We start from the raw sequence: 21,647 nt of genomic DNA, 5'->3' as shown, positions 1-21,647 counted from the left end.
TCGGTCGTCGCTTCGACTGATAGCCGCGGCTCTGTCCGTCTCCACCCCCATTATAGATAATGCAAATTATAATAGCAAAGTTGTGATGGGAGCTGCCGTTGACGGGCAGTTACGAGACGCGTCGAGAGGACCGAGAGAGAAGGCGTGCGTTCAGTAGACGTCGAACACCGACGGGAGCACGTCGGGCATGACGTAGACGAACAGCAGCGCCCAGATACCGACGACGACGGCGTAGTAGAACAGTGGAATCAGGTTCAGCCTGATGACCCGCCCCTCCTGACCGACGAGACCGACGGTCGCCAGCGCCGCGACGATGTTGTGGATCGCAACGAGGTTACCGATCGCACCGCCGACGGCCTGCGTTCCGACGACGATCTGGCTCGGCAGGTCGAGTTCGTGTGCGGCCGTGAACTGGAACCCGCCGAAGGTGATGTTCGAGACGGTGTTCGAGCCGACCATCGCGGCCGCGAGCGCGCCGATAAGCGCCGCCAGCGCGGGGTACAGCGGCCCGGTGACGTCCGCGGTCGCGATCGCAAGGATCTCGATCATGCTGCCCACCTCGGGCGCGCCGGGTGCGCCGCCAGACTGGATCATCACCTGCACCATCGCGATCACGAAGATCAGCGCGATAAACGGCGACACGAGCTTCTGTGCAGCTTCAGTCCAGGCAGCTTTCACCTGTTGGCCTGACATCCCGAAGATTCCGATCGCAGCGATTGCGCTCACCAGCAGCCAGAACCCTGGCACGTTCACCCATGCGATATCGGCGGCGAGGTCGTACCCGAACATCTCGTTCCACATGATTACGACGCCGATCGTGAACTCGCCAAGACCGGCGACGGCAAACTCGGCACCGAGGTCGGCGTCGGTCAGGGTCTCCGAGATCGGTTCGACGACACGGGTAACGACCAGCAGGACGATGAGCACGATGTAGGGAGACCACGCTTTGAGCAGCGACATCTGTTCGCCACCGTTCGGAACAGGGCCGTTAGCCTCCTCGCTACCGGGTTCGATCGCGCCCACCCAGTGATCGGCCCACTGTTCTCGCGGCGGGAAGTCCCACTCGTCGTCCGGGAGCAGGTATCCCTGTCGGAGCAACGCGACGGTGATCGCGCCGCCCACCATCGCCCCGATCAGTGCCGGGAACTCCGCGGTGAGGAACCACGCGGAGATCCAGTAGGGGACTGCGAAGGCAAACCCCGCGAATAGACAGAGCGGCCAGACGCTGAGCGCCGGCTTGATCGATCGCTCTTCCGGTGGGCTGAAGAAGTAGACGATCATCCCGACGGCGAACAGCGGCATCAGGAAGCCCGTTAGGGCGTGGTAGGTCGCCGCCCACGCTGCGACCTCGTGGGAGTACTCGACGACGCTCATGCCGCCGTCGTTGACGATCTGGTCCTCGTAGATCATCAGCGGATCCTGGATCCCGACGATGATCGGCGTTCCCACTGCGCCGTAGGTGACGGCGATGATGTGGCCGATCAGCGCCGCGATGACGGCGGCCAGTGCCGGGAATCCCAGTGCCAGCAACAGTGGTGCCACGACGGCCGCCGGCGTCCCGAACCCGGCGGCGCCCTCGATGAACGTCGCGAGGAAGAACGCGAGCAGCACGATCTGGACCCGGCGATCGTCGGAGACCGCGGTGAACCCCTTGTTGATCCGATCGAACGCGCCGGCCTGCATCAGCGTGTACAACAGTACCAGCGCGCCGAAGACGATCCACAGAATTTCGAGTGCGGTCATCACCCCGACGAACGATGATCCCGCCAGATAGTCCGGCGGGTTGTTCCACCAAATGTAACCGACGCCGAGCGCGGCGATCCACGCGATCGGCATCGCCCGGGTTGCCGGCCACAACAGCCCGACGAGCAACACCGCAACGACCACGAGCGGCAGCGCTGCGACGATGATGTCCACTACCATCTGTGCCGTTCACCCCGGTTGCGTCGGCGTGTAGCCACCGTTCGTCCATTCCCCTGCCCGGTTTCCTGTCGCGTCGCACCGTCCTTTTGTGTCATGAACGTTCCGTGATCACGTATATCACAAAGTATAATAAATGGTTCTATTTATAATCTGATCATTGAGTATCAGTAGGAGGAGACGAGTCGGAGAGGGAAGCGAGCCAGCACCCAAACAGGAAGGTATCGTTTCTCGAACAGTGCGAAAAATCACAAGGTGTCTGACGTTATCGAGCCGGAAGCAGCTCGTTGACCTTTTCGATCGGGTGCGGCGGCTTTTCGGAGGGTCCGTCGCGGTCGCCGATCTGACTCCGGCAGGAGGCGCCGGGTGCGACCGGGTTCCCCTCGCTCTCGTCGATCTTCTCGAAGAGTCGCTCGCCGATCGACTTCGAGAGGTCGTAGTGCTCGGCCTCGTAGCCGAACGAGCCGGCCATTCCACAACAGGTGCTGTCGAGCGGATCGACGGCGTAGCCCGCCCGCCGGAGAATGCCGACGGCGTGATGGTCCTTGCCGGTTGCCTTCTGGTGGCAGTGGCCGTGGTAGGCCAGCGTCTCGTCGGTCTCCTCGAGCGGGAGGTCCTCGACGAGGCGGTAGGTGTCCATGTACTCGGTGATCCCGTAGGAGTGGCCGGCGACTTTCTCGGCGGTCGCGGAGGGCGCCAGATCGAGGTACTCGTCCTGGAACATCACGGCGTCGGAGGGCTCGAGCGAGACGATCTCGTATCCGCGATCGACGTACTCGGCGAACCGCTCGATGTTCGCCACCGCGCGCTCCTCGGCGTCGTCGAGCATCCCGACCGAGAAGGCCGCGCGGCCGCTCGGTCCGACGTCCTCGGGGACGGTGACGTGGACGCCCGCGGACTCGAGGACGCGCACGGCGGCCTTTCCGGGTCGGGAGTAGCTGTAGTTGGTGTACGTGTCGGGGAACAGGACGACCTTCCGGTCGGCCGTGTCGGGATCGACCCGCGGGCCGCGCTTCGCGAACCAGTCCTGGAAGGACTCCTGCTGGAAGCTGGGGAGCTCCCGATCGGCGGCGATCCCCGCCACTTTCTCCATCACGAGGCGGCTGCCGGGGAGTTTCGGTCCGAGGTTCGACAGCGGAGCGAGCGCACTCCCAACCTTCGAGAGGGTGTCGATGTTGCCGAACAGCCGCGAGCGCAGGCTGACGCCCTCGCGTTCGTAGTACTGGTACTTGGTCTCGGCCTTGAGCTTCGCTAAGTCCACGCCGGTCGGACAATCGCTCTTGCAACCCTTGCAGCCGACACAGAGGTCGAGCACCTCCTCCTGGAAACGCTCGGTGTACATCTCCTCCTCGGGGAGGTCGCCCGAGATCGCCGAGCGGAGCATGTTCGCCCGCCCGCGGGTCGTCGCAATCTCGTCTTTCATCCCGCGGTAGGTCGGACACATCACGTCGTCGGTCTGACGACAGGTACCACAGCCGTTACACAGCTCCACGAGGTGCGAAAAGCCGCCCTCGTCGGAGAAGTCGAGCTTCGTCTGGGGCTCGATCGAGGCGTAGGCGTGCCCGTAGCGGAGGTTCTCGCGCATGTCCGTCGGCTCCTCGTCGGTGTAGACGACCTTCCCCGGGTTCATCCGCCAGTCGGGGTCGAACACGGACTTGACGTCCTTGAACGCCTGCCAGAGGTCCTCGCCGTACATCTTCGGGTTGAACGCGGTCCGGGCGAGCCCGTCGCCGTGTTCACCGGAGAACGATCCCTCGTGCTCGAGGACGAGGTCGGTGACGGCGTCGGTGATCGACTGCATCGTCTGGATGCCGCCGTCATCTTTGAGGTTGAGGATCGGCCGAATGTGTAGGGTCCCGCTGCCCGCGTGGGCGAAGTAGGCGGCGGAGGTGTCGTGGTCCTCGAGGACGTCCATGAACTTCTCGACGTACTCGGCGAGCTCCTCGGGGGGAACCGTCGCGTCCTCGATGAAGGGGTACGGCTTCGGGTCGCCCTCGAGGCCCATCAGCAGCGGGATCGCGGCCTTCCGGAGCTTCCAGATGTCGGCCTGATCCTCCTCGGTGTACGCTTCCAGGGCATCGAAGGCGTCGCCGTTCTCGACGAAGTGCTCGTTCGTCCGACCGATGGCCTCCTCGAAGTCGTCGTGGAGCTCCGAGTCGTACTCGAGCATCAGCGTCGCCTCGGTGCCGTCGGGAATGGGCTCCTCGTACTGGGCGAACTGCTCGGACTCGCGGGCGAGCCGGAACACCTCGCTGTCCATCAGCTCGACGGCGCTGGGTTCGAACTCCAGGGCCTCGGGGACGGCCTCGAGCGTTTCGATGAGGTCCTCGAAACAGTACAGCACGAGCGCGGTCTCCTCGGGAAGGGTGACGAGGCTGATCTCGGCCTCGACGATCACGCCAAGCGTCGATTCGGCGCCGACGAACAGCTTCGAGAGGTTGATGACCTCCTCGCCGTCGTCGTTCTCGTAGACGACCTTGTTGAGGTTGTAGCCCGAGACGTTGCGCTTGAGATCGGGGTAACGCTTCTCGATCTCCTCCTGGTTGTCCTCGACGAGGCCACGGACGGTCTCGTAGATCTCGGCCTCGCGGTCGTTCTTCGAGACGATCTCCTCCCACTCGGGAGAGTCGAGGACGACCTCGCGAGTATGGATCAGCGAGCCGTCCGCGAGCACGACGTCCAGTTCCTCGGTGTAGGCGTCGGAGATCCCGTACCGGACCGAGTGGGCACCGGTCGAGTTGTTCCCGATGCCGCCACCGATCGTCGCACGGTTCGAGGAGGCCGGGTCGGGAGCGAACTTGAGTCCGTACTCCCTGGCCGCCTCGTCGAAGTGGTCCTGGACGACACCGGGCTGGACCCGCGCTCGCTGGCGGTCGGCGTCGATCTCCAGGATGTCATCCATGTAGGTCGTCATATCGAGAACGACGCAGCCGGGCCCCACGGCCTGGCCGCCGAGCGACGAGCCCGCGCCACGGGCCATGATCGGCACGTCGTGGTCGGCCGCGACGCGAACGGCGTTCTGGACGTCGGCGGCGTCTCGCGGAAGCACGACGCCGGCGGGTTTGGCCTTGTAGATGCTGCCGTCGGTCGCGTACAGGACCTGGGCGTACTCGTCGAACCGAACCTCGCCCGTGACGACCGATCGAAGATCCCTCGCGAGTTCCACGTACTCGTCGACGTCCTCGTATTCGTGATCGAGTTCGTCACGAAACTCCTCGTAGTTATCTAAGCCACCGCGTGGCTTTTCAACAGCCATTACCCGACCCTCAGGGATCGATTATGATAAATCCTGTGTCTGTCCTCCCCATGAAATCCGATAGACACCCACACGAACTGGCGGTTCCCGCAAGGCTTGCCTCACGAGGAAAATCTGGCAGTCACTCCTCGGGTTCGACGACGAGGATCCGGAGGTCGTTGACGTTCGTTCCGGTCGGTCCGGTCCGTACGATGGCGTCGGCGTCCTCGAGCGCGGGCAGGGCGTCGTTTCGCGCGAGCGCACGCCGACCCTCTGCGGCCGGGACGTCGCCAGCCGCTGCGATCGCGCCGGCGGCATCGGTCGCGCCGTCGATCCCATCGGTGTCGACGCTCGCGACGACGACCTCGTCGCTCTCGAGTTCGACGGCACCACTGAGCGTGAACTCCTGATTTGGGCCTCCCTTGCCGTGATCCTCGGCGAGCGTCACGGTCGTCTCCCCGCCGGAGAGCAAGACAGCGGGCGGCGAGATCGGATCACCGGTCTCAGCGCACTCCTCGGCGATTGCGACGTGGGTGATCGCGGACTCGCTGGCCTCGCCCCGGACTCTCGAAGAGAGGACGAGCGGATCGTACCCCCGGTCGCTCGCCACCTCGCGGGCCGCCTCGATCGCGGTCCGGCCGCTTCCGAGCACGTGGATCCGCACGGACTCGAGCAGCGGATCGTCCGGCGAGACCGTTTCGAGGTTCTCGCCGCGCTCGCCGGCCTCCAGGTACGTCGAGACGGTTTCGGGAACCGATAGCTCGTATCGCTCGAGCACCTCGAGGGCGTCCGCGTAGGTGGAGGCGTCGGGGGCGGTCGGCCCGCTGGCGATCACGCTCAGGTCGTCGCCAACGACGTCGCTCAGGACGAGCGTCGCGACCGTCGCCGGCGTCGCCCGGCGGGCGAGTTTGCCACCCTTGATCGACGAGCAGTGCTTGCGAACGGCGTTGATCTCGTCGATGGAGGCCCCGCACTCGAGCAGCGACTCGGTGACCGACTGGAGGTTAGCAAGCGAGATCGACCCGGCCGGAGCCGGCAGGAGGGCGCTCCCGCCGCCGGTGATACAGGCCAGCACGAGGTCGTTCTCGCCGGCCCGATCGGCGACCTCGAGCACTCGCCGGGCGCCCTCGACGCCGTCCTCGCTCGGGATGGGGTGGTCGCCGGGGTGTTCCTCGACGACCGACGTGCCGGCCGGATCGTCGGTGACGACGACCCCGCCGGTGAGCGCGTCGCCGAGCGCGTCCTCGAGGGTCCGGGCGAGGTGGCCTGCGGCGTTGCCGCCCCCGACGACGAAGACGTTCTCGTAGCGGTCCAGGTCGTACTCGGTGCGCTCGTCTCCGGCCGCGTTTTCGACCGCGAGCACGCCCTCGCGAACGGTTAGCGTCTCGTCGACGATCCGCTCGGGATGGGCGGCCTCGAGGCCGGCGACGAGGCAGTCGAGCGCGACCTCGTGGGCGCGCGATCGCTCGAGCGCGTCGCGGTTCGCAATCGTGACCATACGTTCCAATGAACGGACCGCGGTATGTAGCTTTCCTGGATCGCCCGCGGCTCCCGCGTCCGTCGTCGGTTATACATAATTGTTGGTAGTGAAAACAGCTTTACCACCTGTGCGATATATGATGACATATGTCCCTCGAGGACGAGTCACTTGAGTACCACGAGGAGGAACCGCCAGGAAAGATCGAGATCGCGACGACGAAGTCGACGAGCACGCAGCGGGACCTCTCGCTGGCGTACTCGCCCGGCGTCGCCGGCCCCTGTCGTGCCATCGACGAGCGGCCTGACGACGCCTATCGGTACACGGCGAAGGGAAACCTCGTCGGCGTCGTCTCGAACGGCTCCGCGGTACTGGGGCTGGGCGACATCGGCGCGCAAGCGTCGAAGCCGGTGATGGAGGGAAAGGGCGTCCTGTTCAAACGGTTCGCGGACATCGACGTCTTCGACCTCGAGTTCGAGCTCGACGATCCCGACGAGATCGTCGCGGCGACCGCGGCGATGGAGCCGACGTTCGGCGGGATCAACCTGGAGGACATCGCGGCGCCGGACTGCTTCGAGATCGAGGAGCGACTCCGCGATCGGATGGATATCCCCGTCTTCCACGACGACCAGCACGGGACCGCGATCATCTCCGGAGCCGGGCTGCTGAACGCCGCCGAACTCGCCGGCAAACACCTCGAGGACCTCGAGGTCGTCTTCTCGGGGGCGGGCGCGAGCGCGATCGCGACGGCTCGCTTCTACGTCTCGCTCGGCGTTCGGAAGGAGAACATCACGATGTGTGATTCGACCGGGATCATCACCGAGGAGCGCGCCGCCGCCGGCGAGATCAACGAGTTCAAACGGGAGTTCGCCCGCGACCTCCCCGAAGGGGGCCTTGCGGACGCAATGGAGGGAGCCGACGTCCTCGTCGGGCTGTCGGCAGCGGGCATCGTCTCCCAGGAGATGGTTCGTTCGATGGCCGAGGACCCGATTATCTTCGCGATGGCCAACCCCGATCCCGAGATCGGCTACGAGGAGGCGAAAGCCGCCCGCGACGATACGGTGATCATGGCGACGGGACGCTCGGACTACCCGAATCAGGTCAACAACGTGCTCGGCTTTCCCTTCATCTTCCGGGGCGCGCTCGACGTTCGGGCGACCGAGATCAACGAGGCGATGAAGGTCGCCTGCGCCGAGGCGCTCGCCGACCTGGCGAAACAGGACGTCCCCGACGCCGTCATCAAGGCCTACGGGGATCAACCGCTGCGCTTCGGTCCCGAGTACATCCTCCCGAAGCCGATCGACCCTCGGGTGCTGTTCGAGATCGCGCCCGCGGTCGCCGAGGCGGCGGTCGAGAGCGGGGCCGCACGCAGCGAGGTCGACCCCGAGACCTACCGGGAACGGCTCGAGGCCCGGCTGGGCAAGTCCCGCGAGATGATGCGGGTCGTGCTCAACAAGGCGAAAAGCGACCCCAAGCGCGTCGTCCTCTCGGAGGGGGAAGACGAGAAGATGATCCGGGCGGCCTACCAGATCCAGGACGAAGGGATCGCGACGCCGGTGTTGCTCGGCGACCGCGACGAGATCGGGACGACGGTCACCCGGCTCGGCCTCGAGTTCGAGCCGGAGATCGTCGATCCGTCGACCGGCGACTACGAGTCCTACGCCGACCACCTCTACGAGCAGCGCCAGCGCAAGGGGATGACCCGTAACGAGGCCGACGAACTCGTCCGGAGCGACCCGAACTACCTCGGCAGCGTGATGGTCGACGTCGGCGACGCCGACGCCATGCTGACGGGGCTGACCCACCACTACCCCTCCGCGCTGCGCCCGCCCCTCGAGGTGATCGGCACCGGCGACGACGCCGACTACGCCGCCGGCGTCTACATGCTGGCGTTCAAGAGCCGCGTCGTCTTCATCGCCGACGCGACGGTCAACCAGGATCCCGACGCCGACGTCCTCGAGGAGGTCACTCGACACACGGCCGACGTCGCCCGCCGATTCGACGTCGAGCCGCGCGCGGCGATGCTGTCGTACTCGAACTTCGGCAGCGTCGACAACGAGCGCACCCGTCCCTCCCGTGAGGCCGCCCAGCGGCTGCAGGCCGACCCGAACGTCGACTTCCCTATTGACGGCGAGATGCAGGCCGACACCGCCGTCGTCGAGGAGATCCTCAACGGCACCTACGAGTTCTCGGAACTCGAGGAGCCCGCGAACGTGCTCGTCTTCCCGAACCTCGAGTCGGGCAACATCGGCTACAAGCTGCTCCAGCGGCTGGGCGGCGCCGAGGCGACCGGGCCGATGCTCGCGGGAATGGACAAACCTGTTCACGTGCTGCAGCGAGGCGACGAGGTCAAGGATATCGTCAACCTCGCGGCCGTCGCAGTCGTCGACGCACAGCGAACGGAGAACTGAGCGACCCGGGTCTCAGGCGACGCGGTTTTTCAGCTCCTCGTCCGACTGGTAGCGCTCGACGTTCTCCGCGACGAGTTCGGCGATGTCGAGGTGATACCGATTCGTCGCCGACCCCTTGTGCGGGAAGACGATCACGTCGTCGAAGCCCCACAGCGGCGACTCCTCGGGGAGCGGTTCGGTCTCGAAGACGTCGAGTCCGGCGCCGGCGATCTTATCGGCCTCGAGGGCTTCGACGAGCGCGTCCTCGTCGACGACGGGCCCGCGGGCGACGTTGATCACGTAAGCGTCCTCGCGCATCGTCTCGAACTCCGCATCGCTCAGCATGTCGTCGGTAGCCGGCGTGTGCGGGACGGTGAGGACGACGAACCTGGCGTCCTCGATCGCGTCGTGGAGCCGATCGGGTGAGAAGATCTCGGAGACGCCGGGCACCGGCTCGTCGGAGCGACGAACGCCGACGACGTCCATGCCGAGTGCGTCACAGCGGGTCGCGGTCGCCTCGCCGATCGTGCCGAGGCCAATGACGCAGACGCGCTCGTTCTCGAGGGTGAACGGTCGGTCGTACGGCGGCTCCCACCACTCGCGGTCGTTCTGGTGGTCGCGGTAGCGATGGCCCAGCCGCGCCAGCGAGAGCATACAGTTGAGCGCAACCTCGCTGACCGTCGAGCCGTGGATCCCCGAACTGTTCGTGAGGGGAACTCCCTCACGTTCGTACTCCTCGGTGTCGAACTCGTCGTAGCCGGCGCGAATGCAGTGGACCCAGCCCGCGTCCAGGTACTCCGGTCGCGGGACGTAGGTCGCCACCGCGTCCGTCGGGCCGTACTCGCGGCCGTCGCCGACCAGTTCGGCCGGAATCGGGAGCTCGTCGAACGCCTCGACGAACGCTTCCGGCGGAATCACGTTTTCGACCGATTCGTGGACGTACAGCTGCTCGAGCTCGTGGCGCTCGGTCATACGCTACTCCTTCCGTGGAGGGGAATTGAATGTTGCGTATTATTCAGCGCCTCGAGAGTATGAATACAGTTGGCACGGATCCCAGGACGCGACGCTCGCGTCGCCGCCACCACAATCTTTTTTGAGCAACGTTGCGCGTGTTGCGGTATGGAGTACCAGGAAGTGGAGGCGACGCGGGAGTTCCTCGCGCGACTCGAGACCGGACAGGACTGGCGCGACGAGATCGAGAGCCTCGCCCGGGAGGAGGCGATCGAGGCGGGCTGGTTCAACGCGATGGGTGCGGTACAGGACGCCGAGATCTGGTTCTACGACCAGGACAAAGAGGAGTACCAGTCGGTCTCCTTCGACGAACCGCTCGAGGTCGCCGCCTGCGTCGGGAACATCGCGAAACTCGACGGCGACGTGTTCGCTCACACCCACGCCGTCCTCTCCCGGCGAGACGGCGAGACCCTCGCGGGCCACCTCGAGGGCGGGACCGTCTTCGCCGGCGAGGTCCACCTCCGCGCGTTCGAGGAGCCCCTCGTCCGGAACTTCGACGAGACGACGGGTCTGGACCTCTGGCTCAACGAGTAGCGCTGACAAAAGTTGCTGTTTTTGCGGCGGTCGTGACGACGAGTGATCCGTTAGAGACGGCTCCGGAGGTCCTCGACCACGTCCTCGGTCCCGCTCGAGCCGCCCAGGTCGGGCGTTCGCGGGGCGTCCGCGTCGGCGAGCTGGTCGGTGACGGCGTCCCAGAGGGCATCGCTGGCCTCCTCTTCGCCGAGGTGATCGACCATCATCGCACCAGAGAGCATCGTCGCCAGCGGGTTCGCGACGCCGTCGCCGACGATGTCGGGAGCGCTGCCGTGGACGGGCTCGAACATCGACGGGTACGTCCTCGAGGGGTCGATGTTGGCCGAGGGCGCAAGCCCCATACTTCCCGTGATGATCGCGCCGATGTCCGTCAGGATGTCGCCGAAGAGGTTCGAGGCGACGACGACGTCGAACTCCTCGGGACGGCGGATGAAGTCCATGCTCGCCGCGTCGACGAGCAGGCGCTCGACGGTAACGTCGGGGTACTCCTCGCTTACCTCCTCGACGATCTGGTCCCAGAAGACCATGCTGTGGGCCTGGGCGTTGGACTTCGTAATGCTCGTCAGGTGGCCCTCCCGCTCGGTCGCCGCGTCGAAGGCGGCCCGAACGATGCGCTCCGTTCCGGTTCGGGTGAAGACCGCGCTCTGGATCGCGACCTCGTGGTCGTGGCCGGGGTGTTCTTGGCCGCCCATGTTGGCGTACTCGCCCTCCGTGTTCTCCCGGTAGACGACGAACTCGATGTCGCCGCCGTCGTACCCCTCGAGCGGGCTCTCGACGCCGTCGAAGAGGATCGCGGGACGCTTGCAGATGGACTGATCGAACCCCTTGCGGATCGGGAGGAGGAGGTTGTTCAGCGTGACGTGGTCCGGGACGTCGGGGTGACCGACCGCCCCCAGCAAAATTGCGTCGTACCCCTCGAGTTCCTCGAGGCCGTCCTCGGGCATCATCGCCCCCTTCTCGAGATGGCGCTCGGTTCCCCAGTCGTACCGCGTTAGTGAGAGTTCGAACCCGTGTTGTTCGGCGACGTCCTCGAACACCGGTCGGGCCGCGTCAACGACCTCGGGACCGATACCGTCACCTGGAATACTCGCTATCTCGTATGCCATGGGAACCGATACCGCTCGACCATCAAAAAGACTCGGAAAGGGTCAAGGATTCCCCGTCCACCCGACGAGTGCCTCCGTTTTCCTGCAAGCGCGCGATACGGTCGTCGTATCCAGTGATTTTAATACCGTGGTCGACCGGGAAAACGGTATGGAGCTCATCCATATCAACATCAACGTCGCTGACGCCGACGAGACGATCGCATTCTACGAGCAGTTCGGGTTCGAGGAGAGCTGGGAGTTCGAGACGCCCGACGGCGAGACCCAGAACCGGTACATCGCCGACGAGAATGGCGTCGAACTCCAGCTATCGGACACTGATGGTGAGGAGAGCTTCGAAGAGGGGTCGTCGTGGGACCACCTCGCAATCGGCGTCGACGACGTCGACAGCGTGTTCGACGAGATCGACCACTACGGCGTCGAGAAGGAGCCCGGAGACCAGCCCGAAGCGGGCGCTCGAACGGCGTTCGTCTACGACCCGGACGGACGGAAGGTCGAGCTCGTCGAATCGCTCGACTAACGGATCAGCACACACTCGCCGCGACGGAGCGGCTGTACGACCGATGTTCCCTTCTTTTCGCTGGAACTCGTCTCCGCGAATCGACAATGCCGACGAACCGAACGGCAATCGGCCGGACCGGAATGACAAACCAGTACAGTTCGGTCGATCGAGTTCTCTATTTCAGAATATTCGGCGCTGGTAGGGTCGGAACCGGAGGAGATTACAAGAATACTGCTGTAAATATACCGATATCCTCTCGTAGCTATTGAATGGTAAAAGAAGTAGATCCAATCTGCGTTTTCTATCTCAGAACGAGGTAGAACCACCGAGCAACCGGTCGCTCAGCCAACAAATCGAGTCTAGCTGCCGCGCCGTCGGTCGGTTCGATGGGTCGGCAAGCGACTGTTTTCTATAGGAACACTTGTCAAACAGTATCATCATGGGGGCCGGGCGAACCAGCCGTTCGGACGCGAGGTCGTCGTCGCAGCCGCGGCACTCGAGCGCGTCCGCGGCCGTCGCTTCGCCGTCGATCCGGTTTCCCGATCTCCAGTGCTGTACCGAACCGTCGCACGAACGCTCCGTTGGATACCGGAGATGGCGCGTTCGCGCCGCAGTCGGTCGTCTTGGCCGCGAGGCGGTACCAAACGATTTTAATATTAGAACGCAATAGAGCCAGATGGATTCATGAGTACGCATACCGACCGTCTTCACGACCGGAAGTTCGTGCGAACGTTCTTTACTACCCCGACTGCCGTCGAAGGAGAGGACGACTCCGCGAAGATGCTCCAGAGTGCCGTCCAGCTTCGCGGCATGCAGGCACCCGACGTCTGGGTGCCGGACAACGAGGACGCGACCGCGCCGTCGATGCGACCCGAGGGCGTCGACAACATGATCGACGTGATCTCGGAGCACGGCGCCGACTTCCCCGGCGAGATCCACCCCCGCGTCGTCTGGCACCGCGAGAGCCCCGGAACGCGATATCAGGGCCTCCAGCAGATCATGAAGCTGGCCGACCCCGAAAACGGCGCCATCGAGCACCTCGACGGCTTCGTGATTCCGGAGGTCGGCGACATTGACGACTGGAAGAAGGCCGACGAGTTCCTCACCATCGTCGAGAACGAGTACGATCTCGGGGAGGGGAGCCTGGCCATGTCGGTCATCGTCGAGAGCGGCGAGTCCGAGCTGGCGATGGGCGACCTCCGCGAGGAGATGGGCAAGCCGTCGAACAACCTCGAGCGCCTGTTCATGCTTGTCGACGGCGAGGTCGACTACACGAAGAGCATGCGCGCGATCACGCCGACCGGCGAGCTCCCGCCGTGGCCGGAGCTGCGACACAACACCTCCCGTGGCGCGAGCGCGGCCGGCCTGATCGCGGTCGACGGTCCCTACGACGACATCCGCGACGTTGAGGGCTACCGCGAGCGCATGACCGACAACCAGGCCAAGGGGATGCTCGGCATCTGGTCGCTCACCCCCGGCCAGGTCGTCGAGGCCAACAAGTCGCCGCTCCCGCCGAAGAACGGCAGCTGGCAGCTCGAGGTCAACGATCGCACGATCGAGCTCGACGAGGAGGACGGACGCCACGTCTACAGCGGTAACGAGGTCGAACTCGAGGAGACGGGCGACGACCAGTACACGCTCCGCGTCGGCGGCGACGAACTCGAGCTCGACGGCGAGGAGCTCTCCCAGGAGCTGCTCGACATGACCTCCTACATCCCGAGCCTGGACGACATCGTCGACTCGATGGAGGAGTTCGAGGCGGCCAAGGAGGCCGGCAAGGGCGCCATCGCGATGGAGCGATCGGGGACGCTCGTCATCGACGGCGTCGAGGTCGAGGTCAGCAACGACCGCATGTGGGACGAGGCGACCTATCAGGCGGCCCAGACGCCGATCACGCTGTTCCAGGACGTCTACGAGAACCGTCCGGACCAGCACGAGGACCTCGAGGAGCTCTACGGGGAGGACCTCGTCGAGCGCGCGGTCGTCGTCGGATAGTCGGGGTTCGGTACCTCGGACGAATCGTCTCGTTTTTTTGATGCTCGTGCTCGAGGAGACAGATCCCTACTCCCACCCTGTCGGCTCGTCCCGGCTCCCTCTGCGGTGGCGAGCGCTCTCGGCACGGCCGACGGCGTCCGTAGTTCGTGCCCGCGGGCGATGGTGGCAGCGAGCGTCGAGCGTCCGACGGCATCGCTCGACGGGCGATACCCGTAGCACTAACCCACGCCCGCGGACGGGAAGTTCCTCCACTTCGGGGCGTCGATCACGGCTCGAGAGGACGGACGAACGGACGGCCGGTCTCGACTACCGACGAGTGGTCTGTTCTCCATGTGAGAATTCATCTCCCGCTCGATCCCCAGCTCCCGCGTGCAGTACAAGGGGACGCTTTCGCAGCTCAGATGCCGCTTACGCCGACTTCTGCCGAAGCTCGCGGTTTCGGCTGATGACTATATTCGTCGATTTTCCGCCCGGAATGGGCTGATTACGACGTTCTCTATAAGAGACTAACCTTTATTGGCGTCCACCGACTGGTTTCGCGTATGGAAAAACGGGCCAAACATCCCGTCCGGACGACCGAGAAGTCGCTGACGCTCATCGAGGAGCTCAATCGCCGCGGGGGTGCGCGGATCACGACGCTCGCGGACGAGCTGAGCATGGGCAAGAGCGCGATCCACAACCATCTCAGCACGCTCGAGGAGCACGGGTTCGTCGTCAAGAACGGAAACACCTACGAGCTGAGTCTGCGCTTTCTGGATATCGGCGGCCAGCTCCGCAGCGAGATGGACGTTTACAGGGTCGCCGAGCCGCAGGTCGAGGCGCTGGCCGAGGAGTCCGGTGAGCTGGTCCACTTCGTCGTCGAGGAGGGCGGTGAGGGGGTCTATCTCTGTCGCGCGAAGGGCGAGCGGGCCGTCGACCTCGACACCTACGTCGGCTGTCGTCACCCCATGCACAGCTCGGCGTTCGGCAAGGCGATCCTCTCGCATCTCCCCGACCAGCGGGTCGAGGAGATCATCGACCGTCACGGCCTCCCGTCGGTCACGCCGAAGACGATCACGAGCCGGGACGAACTCTACGACGCGCTCGAGCGAACCCGGGAACGAGGGTTCGCCGTCGACGACGAGGAGCGCCTTGAGGGGCTGCGCTGTATCGCCGCGCCGATCCGGTTCGACTCCGAGGTCATCGGCGCGATCAGTATCTCGGCGCCGACGGCCCGCATCGACGACGACTGGGAAGAAAACGAGTTCGTCGAGCAGCTCCGTCGCACCGCGAACGTTATCGAGCTGAACAAGTACAAGGTGTAGGCTCGCCTACGCCAGCGACGCCTCGAGTTTCGCGATCGGGTGGGGCGGTTTCTTCTCGTACTCGTCGCCGATCTGGGTTCTACAGGACGCCCCCGGAGCGACGACGCCGTCGCCGTCGCTCTCGTCGATCTGGCCGAACAGCTGCGTGCCGATCGCGCGGCTCATCGAGTAGTGTTCGGCCTCGTAGCCGAAGGAGCCGGCCATCCCACAGCAGCTGCTGTCGAGCGGGTCGACGCCGTAGCCCGCCCGCCGGAGGACGCCGACGGCGTGGTGGTCCTTCTTCGTCGCCTTCTGGTGGCAGTGGCCGTGGTAGGTCAGACGTTCGTCGACGGCGCCAAACTCGAGGCGGTCGTCGAGTCGGTGGACGTCGAGGTACTCGCAGACGCCGTAGGCGCTCTCGGCGACGTCGGTCACGTCGTGTCCGGTGACCAAATCCGGGTAGTCCGACTGGAACATGACCGCGTCGCTCGGCTCGCAGACGACGACGTCCCAGCCGTTTCGCACCCTCGGAATCAGGGCGTTGACGTTCTGCTCGGCCTGTTCGCGAGCCGTCTCGAGGAACCCCTTCGAGTAGGCAGGGCGGCCGCTGCTGGTGGTTCCGGACGGGAGATCGACGTAGACACCGGCGGCCTCGAGGAGCCGAACCGCGGCCTTGCCGATCTCGGGATCGTTGTACTCCGTGGTGACGTCCGGGAACAACAGGACCTTGTGGTCGGCCGTCTCCGGATCCACAGTCGACTCCCGGCTCTCGAACCAGTCGGTGAACGTCTCCCGGTGGAACGTCGGCAGGGACCGCTCCCGAGCGATTCCGACGGTTTTCTCCATCACTGTCCGGGCGCCCGGCAGCTTCGTCATGTAGTTCGACAGCGGCGCGGTGGCGCTGCCGAGCTTCGAGAGCGTGTCGATGTTCGCGAACATGCGTTCGCGGATCGAGGCGCCGTTTCGCTGGTGGTACTCGTGTTCGACCTCGACCTTGAGCTTCGCCATGTCGACCTCGCTCGGACAGTCCTTCGCACACCCCTTGCAACCGATACAGAGGTCCATCACCTCGGTGACGAACTCGTCGGAGAACGCCTCGTCCGGCTCGAGTTCACCGGTCATCGCCTGGCGGAGCATGTTCGCCCGGCCGCGGGTGCTCGTGATCTCCTCGTCGGCCGCCCGGTAGGTCGGACACATCACGCCGCCGGTGCCCTCCTGGCTGGTCCGGCAGCCACCACAGCCGTGACAGAGTTCGACCATCCCCTGGAACCCGTTCTCGTTCTCCCAGTTGAGGGCGGGCTCGAAGCCGGCCTCGAACTCGCTGTCGGGGCCGAACCGCAGGTTCTCGGTCATATCGTGGTCGCCACAGACCGAGCCGGGGTTGAGCAGCCAGTCTGGATCGAACGCGGTCTTCAGGTCGCGGAAGACGTTCCAGATGTGGTCGCCGTACAGCTTGCGATTCCACTGGGTCCGGGCGCGGCCGTCGCCATGCTCGCCGGAGACGCTGCCGCCGTACTTCACCGCGAGGTCCGTCGCGCCGTCGGCGATCGCCTCCATCGTGTCGACCCCCTCGGCGGTTTTCGTGTTGACGAGCGGTCGGACGTGCATACAGCCCGGTCCGGCGTGGGCGTAGAAGCTGCCGAACGTCCCGTTTTCCTCCATGACCTCCTGGAAGTCGGCGACGTACTCCGTGAGGTGCTCCGGCGGGATCGCGATGTCCTCGATGAACGCGATGTGTTTCTCGTCGCCGGTCCGCGAGAGCAAGATTGGCGTCGAGGCCTTTCGCATCTTCCAGAGCCGGGACTGCTGTTTCTCGTCGTAGGCCGTCAGCGCGTCGAACGCGATCTCGCCCTCGCGGTCCTCGATCAGCCCCTCGACCAGTTCGCGGCCCTCTTCCTCGTCGTCGGCGTAGAACTCGACCAGCAGGAACGAACTGGTCCCCTCGGGGAGGATACCGACGACGTCGGCGAACTCCTCGGTGTTTCGCGCCAGATCGAGCAACACGTCGTCCAGCACCTCGACCGCCGCAGGGTCGTGTTCGAGGATGTCTCCGACGTCGTCCATCGCGTCGAGCAGGCTGCGGTAGCAAAGCACGGCGACCGAGGTCGTGTTCGGGATCGGCTCGAGGGAGACCTCCGCCTCCGTGACGATACCCAGGGTGCCCTCGCTGCCGACCAGCAGCCGCGCGAGGTTGACGGTTCCGCTCTTTGCCTCCTCGACGAGCATGTCCAGGTTGTACCCCGAGACGTTCCGCTTGAGCGTCGGGTAGGCCTTCTCGACGGCGTCGCTCTCCTCGTCGACGACCCGAGCGACTTCAGCGTAGATCCGCTCGAGGAGTTCCCCGTCGGGATCGCCCCGCTCGCGCAGTTCCTCGAGGTCGATCTCGCCGAACTGTTCGACGGAGCCGTCGGCGAGGACGACCTCGCAGGACTCGACGTAGGCGTCTGTCTTGCCGTACTTCAGCGAGTGCGCCCCGGTCGTGTTGTTCCCGATCGCGCCGCCGAGGGCGCTCCGGTCCGCGGTCGACGGGTCCGGAGCGAACTTGAGCCCGTGGGGCTCGAGAGTCCGGTTGAGTTCGCCGACCGTGATCCCCGCCTGGGCTCGAGCCCGCCTGGCGTCGGGGTCGGTGTCGGTCACCGCGTTCATGTAGCGAGTGAAATCGAGGACAACAGCCTCGTTGACGGTCTGCCCTGCGAGGCTCGTCCCGCCACCCCGGGGAAGCACCGGAATCTCGTGGTCCGCGCAGTAGCCCATCACCGCAGCGACGTCGTCGGTCCCGGTCGGGTAGACGACGCCGATCGGGAGCATCTCGTAGGCGCTCGCGTCCGTCGCGTACAGCTCGCGGGAGTACTCGTCGAAGCGGACGTCGCCGTCGACCCGCTTCTCGAGCGCGTCGACGAGATCGGTTCGTTCCGTCGTCTCGTTCTGGTAGTCGTACTCCGCGCGACGATCCGTCGCCGGGTCTCCGTCGATCGGTCTGTCGTGTGTAGCCATTGGATATCTGGTGTTGGTCGAAGCGGTTTCTGTTGCAAGCGGTGCCAAAGCCGGCTCGGAAAGGTGACGACGGGGCGTCTACTCGCCGATTCGGCTGCTGACGAACGGCCGGACTACTCGCCACACCGCGAACCGGTCGGTCGGGAAACGGGGAGCAGTCACCGGTCGTTTGCTAATCGCTTGCATATTTCGTGTGTGGTAACTGCTAGTCGAGGGAACTCACATAACTGTTGTGCCACTCGGCTGCGGGTGCGGTCACGTTCGTGGATCGCACCACCCCGGCGCGTCGGTCCTACACGGACTCCCGAATCGCATCCGAAACGGTTGCGAGCCATCTTACAATCGTCTCCGGAAGACGGTACGGCAGCCCGTCTCAGTCCGTGTAGCCGTCGTTCGCCCGGTAGACGACGAGGAGATACGCGGTGACGACGAGAAACACCGTCGCGTACAGCACCGATCGGACGTACAGGGAGTAGACGAACGCCGACGCGTTGAGCACGATTCCGCCCAGTACGAGTCCCCGCTGGAGTCGCGGCATAGCCGTCGATACGGGCACTCGAGTATTAAACTCGGTGGTGATGTCGATTCCCCAGTTCCCCTACTCGCCGTCGTCCCCGACGGAGCCGTCTGTCGCTTCGTCCGCGGTCTCGAGCTGATGGACCGGATACCGCCCGTCCTGGGGCCACCCGATCGCGGCGAGCTTACACGGCTCCTCGAACGGGTTGTAGACGAGGTGAGCGCCCGCCTTCCCCTCGTCGAACGCGATGATATCGTCGGTCTCGAGCGTTACCGTCGCGTCGGTCGTCTCGGCGTGACAGGACCCGGAAACGACGTAGAACAGCTCCTTCTGGTTCTCGTGGTAGTGGAAGTGATTCTGCGAGAGTCGTTCACCCGACTCGAGCACGGCGACGTTGAAGTTGAACGCGTCGACGCCGAGCGCCGGCGAGGCCTCCCACCGACGCCCCGGCTTGTCGGGATTGGTCTCGAGCTCCTCGAGTGTAACGTGTTGCCAACCGTCTTCCATACGATACCGGTCGCACGTCGGTACTTAGCCGTTGTGATAGCGGTTGTTCGCCGCTCGCTTCGAGAAGGGATCCGAGTGTCAGTTCCTGCTGACGAGCCGCTTGACCCGCCCCTTCAGGAAGGGGCCGAACAGGATCAGGAAGATGGCAAGCGTCAGCAGGAACGACAGCGGCCGGTTGATCGGATCGAAGAAGATCGTGTACTCGCCGCCCGAGATCTGCAGCGACCGGAAGAAGTTCTCCTCGGCGATCGGACCGAGCACGATCCCGAGCACGAACGCGATGATCGAGTAGTTGTTCCGGACCATGTAGAAGCCCAGAACACCGAGCACGATGACGGCGCCGACGTCCCACCAGTTCTGGTTCAGGGTGTACGCGCCGGCGTACGAGAGCACAACGACCATCGGAATGATCAGCGTGGTATTAAGCTCGGTGATCTTGCTCGCGTACGGGATCAGCGTCAACCCGACAGCAAGGATGAGGACGTTACCGAGGAACAGTGAGATGAACAGCGCGTACGTGATCTGAAGCTGTTCGCCGAAGAGGACTGGACCCGGCTGGAGCCCGTGCATGAGAATACCCCCGAGCAGGACCGCAGTCGATCCGCTGCCCGGAATCCCGAACGACAGCGTCGGAATAAGTGATCCACTCACGGTTGGATTGTTCGCGGCCTCCGGTGCGATGACCCCGCGTGGGTCACCCTCGCCGAATCTTCCGTCCTTGGTGGAGGAACGGGCCTCCTCTGCGTAGGCGACGAACGTCGACGTCGTCGCTCCGGAGCCGGGAACCATCCCGATCCCCATCCCGATCAAGCCTGATTTGAGGGTCGTAACCGGGTACCTGAATATCGTCGTAATCCCGTCTCGAACGCTACCGGCGAGCTCGACGTTGCCTTCCGAGATCTGTTTGCGGGCGGCGAGTTTCATCATCTCGGCGAACGCGAACATCCCGATCAGCGCCGCGACGAAGTCGATCCCCTCGTAGAGTCCGAACTGGCCGAAGGTGTACCGCGGACGCGGACTGAGGATTGCGGTCCCGATGGTCGAGATCATGAATCCGAGCGCGCCGGCGACCAGCCCCTTGACGATCGACCCCTGGGTGACGATCGTGATCAGGGAGATCCCGAGGATCGCCAGCAAGAAGTACTCCGGCGAACCGAACGCCAACACGACCTCGATCAGGACCGGCGAGAGAAGGATCAGCGCGATCGCAGCGAGAAAGCCGTTCAGCGCCGAGGCCGTCGTCGCGATGGCGAGTGCGTTCTTCGCCAACCCGTTCTGTGACATCGGATAGCCGTCGAGCGTCGTCGCCGCGGCCGACTCGGTCCCGGGCGCGTTGATCAGAATTGCGGAAATCGAGCCGCCGAACATCGCACCGCTGTAGATCGCGACCAGCAGAATGATCGCCGCCGTCGCGTCGAGGGGCAGCGTCAGCGGCAACACGATCGCCATCCCAACCGGTGAACCGATACCCGGGAGGGCGCCGAGAACGATCCCGAGGAGCAACCCGAGAGTCAGCCAGACGAGCATCTCGGGCGTCGTTGCGATCGATAGTCCCTCGAAGAAGGCGTCGACCGCCATCTACAGTCCACCTCTCAGTAGTATCGGCGCGCCGTCGAACAGCATCGGTACGAGCGGACTGAAGTCGAAGACGTGCCCCTGGTCGAACGGCAACACGAGATACGTCATGAACAGGTAGATGACGACGGTCCCTCCGACAGCCAGTCCGACACTGATAACCGGGTTGATCCGGAACCAGAGGGTGTACCCGAGGATGTACAGCGGCGTAATGAAGAGGAAACCGGCGGCCCATCCGACGACGAAGTACAGAACCGCCGTCGAAACCATAAACACCGTCTCGTTCACTTCGTACCCGTACTTTGCACCGAGTGTGTCCTTTTTGTACTCCTCCTCCGGCTCATCGAGCTCCTCGAGCTCGTCGTCATCATCGACCTGATCGATTACCTCCGACGAGTCAGAGGTGGTGATGCTGACACTCTCGGCGACGAACTTCTGGAGGGGGCCAGGAAGGTAATTCTGCAGCAACAGGAGCAGCGAGCCGATAAAAACGGCCGACGCGGTCAACTGGGGAAACACGCGAGCGTCGTCCGGGTAGCTCTCGATCACCGGCTCGATAATAAACACCGCGCTCACGACGAGGAACGTAACGAGCATTATTCGC

At 64.6% G+C, this 21,647-nt stretch carries 15 protein-coding genes; 5 read left to right on the top strand and 10 right to left on the bottom strand.

The features are described 5' to 3' along the window. Nucleotides 1–150: 150 nt before the first annotated feature. The 3 genes from QA600_RS13160 to QA600_RS13150 all read right to left on the bottom strand — a co-directional run bounded on the left by QA600_RS13160 (nucleotide 151) and on the right by QA600_RS13150 (nucleotide 6,653). A complete protein-coding gene (locus QA600_RS13160; protein ID WP_278292400.1) occupies nucleotides 151–1,923 on the bottom strand; it encodes an L-lactate permease in 1,773 nt (590 codons plus the stop codon). A gap of 262 nt (nucleotides 1,924–2,185) precedes the next feature. After that, nucleotides 2,186–5,176, bottom strand: coding sequence for an FAD-binding and (Fe-S)-binding domain-containing protein (locus QA600_RS13155; RefSeq protein WP_278292399.1), 2,991 nt, complete (start codon nucleotides 5,174–5,176; stop codon nucleotides 2,186–2,188). Between the two features lie 121 nt (nucleotides 5,177–5,297). Continuing rightward, the gene (locus tag QA600_RS13150) at nucleotides 5,298–6,653 is read right to left on the bottom strand and encodes a DUF4147 domain-containing protein (RefSeq protein WP_278292398.1); all 1,356 of its coding nucleotides are present in this window, start codon (nucleotides 6,651–6,653) and stop codon (nucleotides 5,298–5,300) included. A gap of 128 nt (nucleotides 6,654–6,781) precedes the next feature. On the opposite strand from QA600_RS13150, the gene QA600_RS13145 reads away from it, so the two are divergent. Further along, complete coding sequence (locus tag QA600_RS13145; protein WP_278292397.1) at nucleotides 6,782–9,043, top strand: NADP-dependent malic enzyme; 2,262 nt, start codon at nucleotides 6,782–6,784, stop codon at nucleotides 9,041–9,043. A 12-nt stretch (nucleotides 9,044–9,055) separates the two neighbouring features. Here QA600_RS13145 and ddh read toward each other — a convergent pair whose 3' ends face one another. After that, entirely contained in the window at nucleotides 9,056–9,994 is a 939-nt protein-coding gene (ddh, locus tag QA600_RS13140) for a D-2-hydroxyacid dehydrogenase (protein ID WP_278292396.1), read from the bottom strand. A gap of 147 nt (nucleotides 9,995–10,141) precedes the next feature. On the opposite strand from ddh, the gene QA600_RS13135 reads away from it, so the two are divergent. After that, the gene (locus QA600_RS13135) at nucleotides 10,142–10,567 is read left to right on the top strand and encodes a PPC domain-containing DNA-binding protein (protein WP_278292395.1); all 426 of its coding nucleotides are present in this window, start codon (nucleotides 10,142–10,144) and stop codon (nucleotides 10,565–10,567) included. Between the two features lie 50 nt (nucleotides 10,568–10,617). On the opposite strand, the gene QA600_RS13130 is transcribed toward QA600_RS13135, so the two are convergent. Next, nucleotides 10,618–11,673 carry an isocitrate/isopropylmalate family dehydrogenase gene (locus QA600_RS13130; protein WP_278292394.1) on the bottom strand — a complete coding sequence of 352 codons (1,056 nt, stop codon included), beginning with the start codon at nucleotides 11,671–11,673 and terminating at the stop codon, nucleotides 10,618–10,620. A gap of 148 nt (nucleotides 11,674–11,821) precedes the next feature. Here QA600_RS13130 and QA600_RS13125 point away from each other — a divergent pair, with 148 nt between their 5' ends. The 3 genes from QA600_RS13125 (at nucleotide 11,822) to QA600_RS13115 (ending at nucleotide 15,471) form a co-directional block, all read left to right on the top strand. Next, complete coding sequence (locus QA600_RS13125; RefSeq protein ID WP_005557441.1) at nucleotides 11,822–12,190, top strand: VOC family protein; 369 nt, start codon at nucleotides 11,822–11,824, stop codon at nucleotides 12,188–12,190. Between the two features lie 666 nt (nucleotides 12,191–12,856). Beyond that, complete coding sequence (aceB, locus tag QA600_RS13120; protein ID WP_278292393.1) at nucleotides 12,857–14,167, top strand: malate synthase AceB; 1,311 nt, start codon at nucleotides 12,857–12,859, stop codon at nucleotides 14,165–14,167. 542 nt (nucleotides 14,168–14,709) lie between these two features. Further along, entirely contained in the window at nucleotides 14,710–15,471 is a 762-nt protein-coding gene (locus QA600_RS13115) for an IclR family transcriptional regulator (protein ID WP_278292392.1), read from the top strand. Between the two features lie 6 nt (nucleotides 15,472–15,477). On the opposite strand, the gene QA600_RS13110 is transcribed toward QA600_RS13115, so the two are convergent. The 5 genes from QA600_RS13110 to QA600_RS13090 form a co-directional block, all read right to left on the bottom strand. Next, on the bottom strand, nucleotides 15,478–18,444 hold the full coding sequence (locus QA600_RS13110; protein ID WP_278292391.1) for an FAD-binding and (Fe-S)-binding domain-containing protein: 2,967 nt from the start codon (nucleotides 18,442–18,444) through the stop codon (nucleotides 15,478–15,480). A gap of 373 nt (nucleotides 18,445–18,817) precedes the next feature. Next, entirely contained in the window at nucleotides 18,818–18,982 is a 165-nt protein-coding gene (locus tag QA600_RS13105) for a hypothetical protein (protein WP_278292390.1), read from the bottom strand. A 60-nt stretch (nucleotides 18,983–19,042) separates the two neighbouring features. After that, nucleotides 19,043–19,468, bottom strand: coding sequence for a cupin domain-containing protein (locus tag QA600_RS13100; protein ID WP_278292389.1), 426 nt, complete (start codon nucleotides 19,466–19,468; stop codon nucleotides 19,043–19,045). A 78-nt stretch (nucleotides 19,469–19,546) separates the two neighbouring features. Beyond that, nucleotides 19,547–21,046, bottom strand: a complete 1,500-nt coding sequence (locus QA600_RS13095; RefSeq protein ID WP_278292388.1) for a tripartite tricarboxylate transporter permease — start codon at nucleotides 21,044–21,046, stop codon at nucleotides 19,547–19,549. Further along, nucleotides 21,047–21,640, bottom strand: a complete 594-nt coding sequence (locus QA600_RS13090; RefSeq protein WP_278292387.1) for a hypothetical protein — start codon at nucleotides 21,638–21,640, stop codon at nucleotides 21,047–21,049. Nucleotides 21,641–21,647: the final 7 nt, after the last annotated feature.

The organism is Natronococcus sp. A-GB1 (assembly GCF_029688845.1).
Taxonomy (GTDB): Archaea; Halobacteriota; Halobacteria; order Halobacteriales; family Natrialbaceae; genus Natronococcus.
The sequence above is the reverse complement of the archived record's forward strand: the minus strand, read 5'-3'. Positions and strand labels throughout refer to the sequence as shown.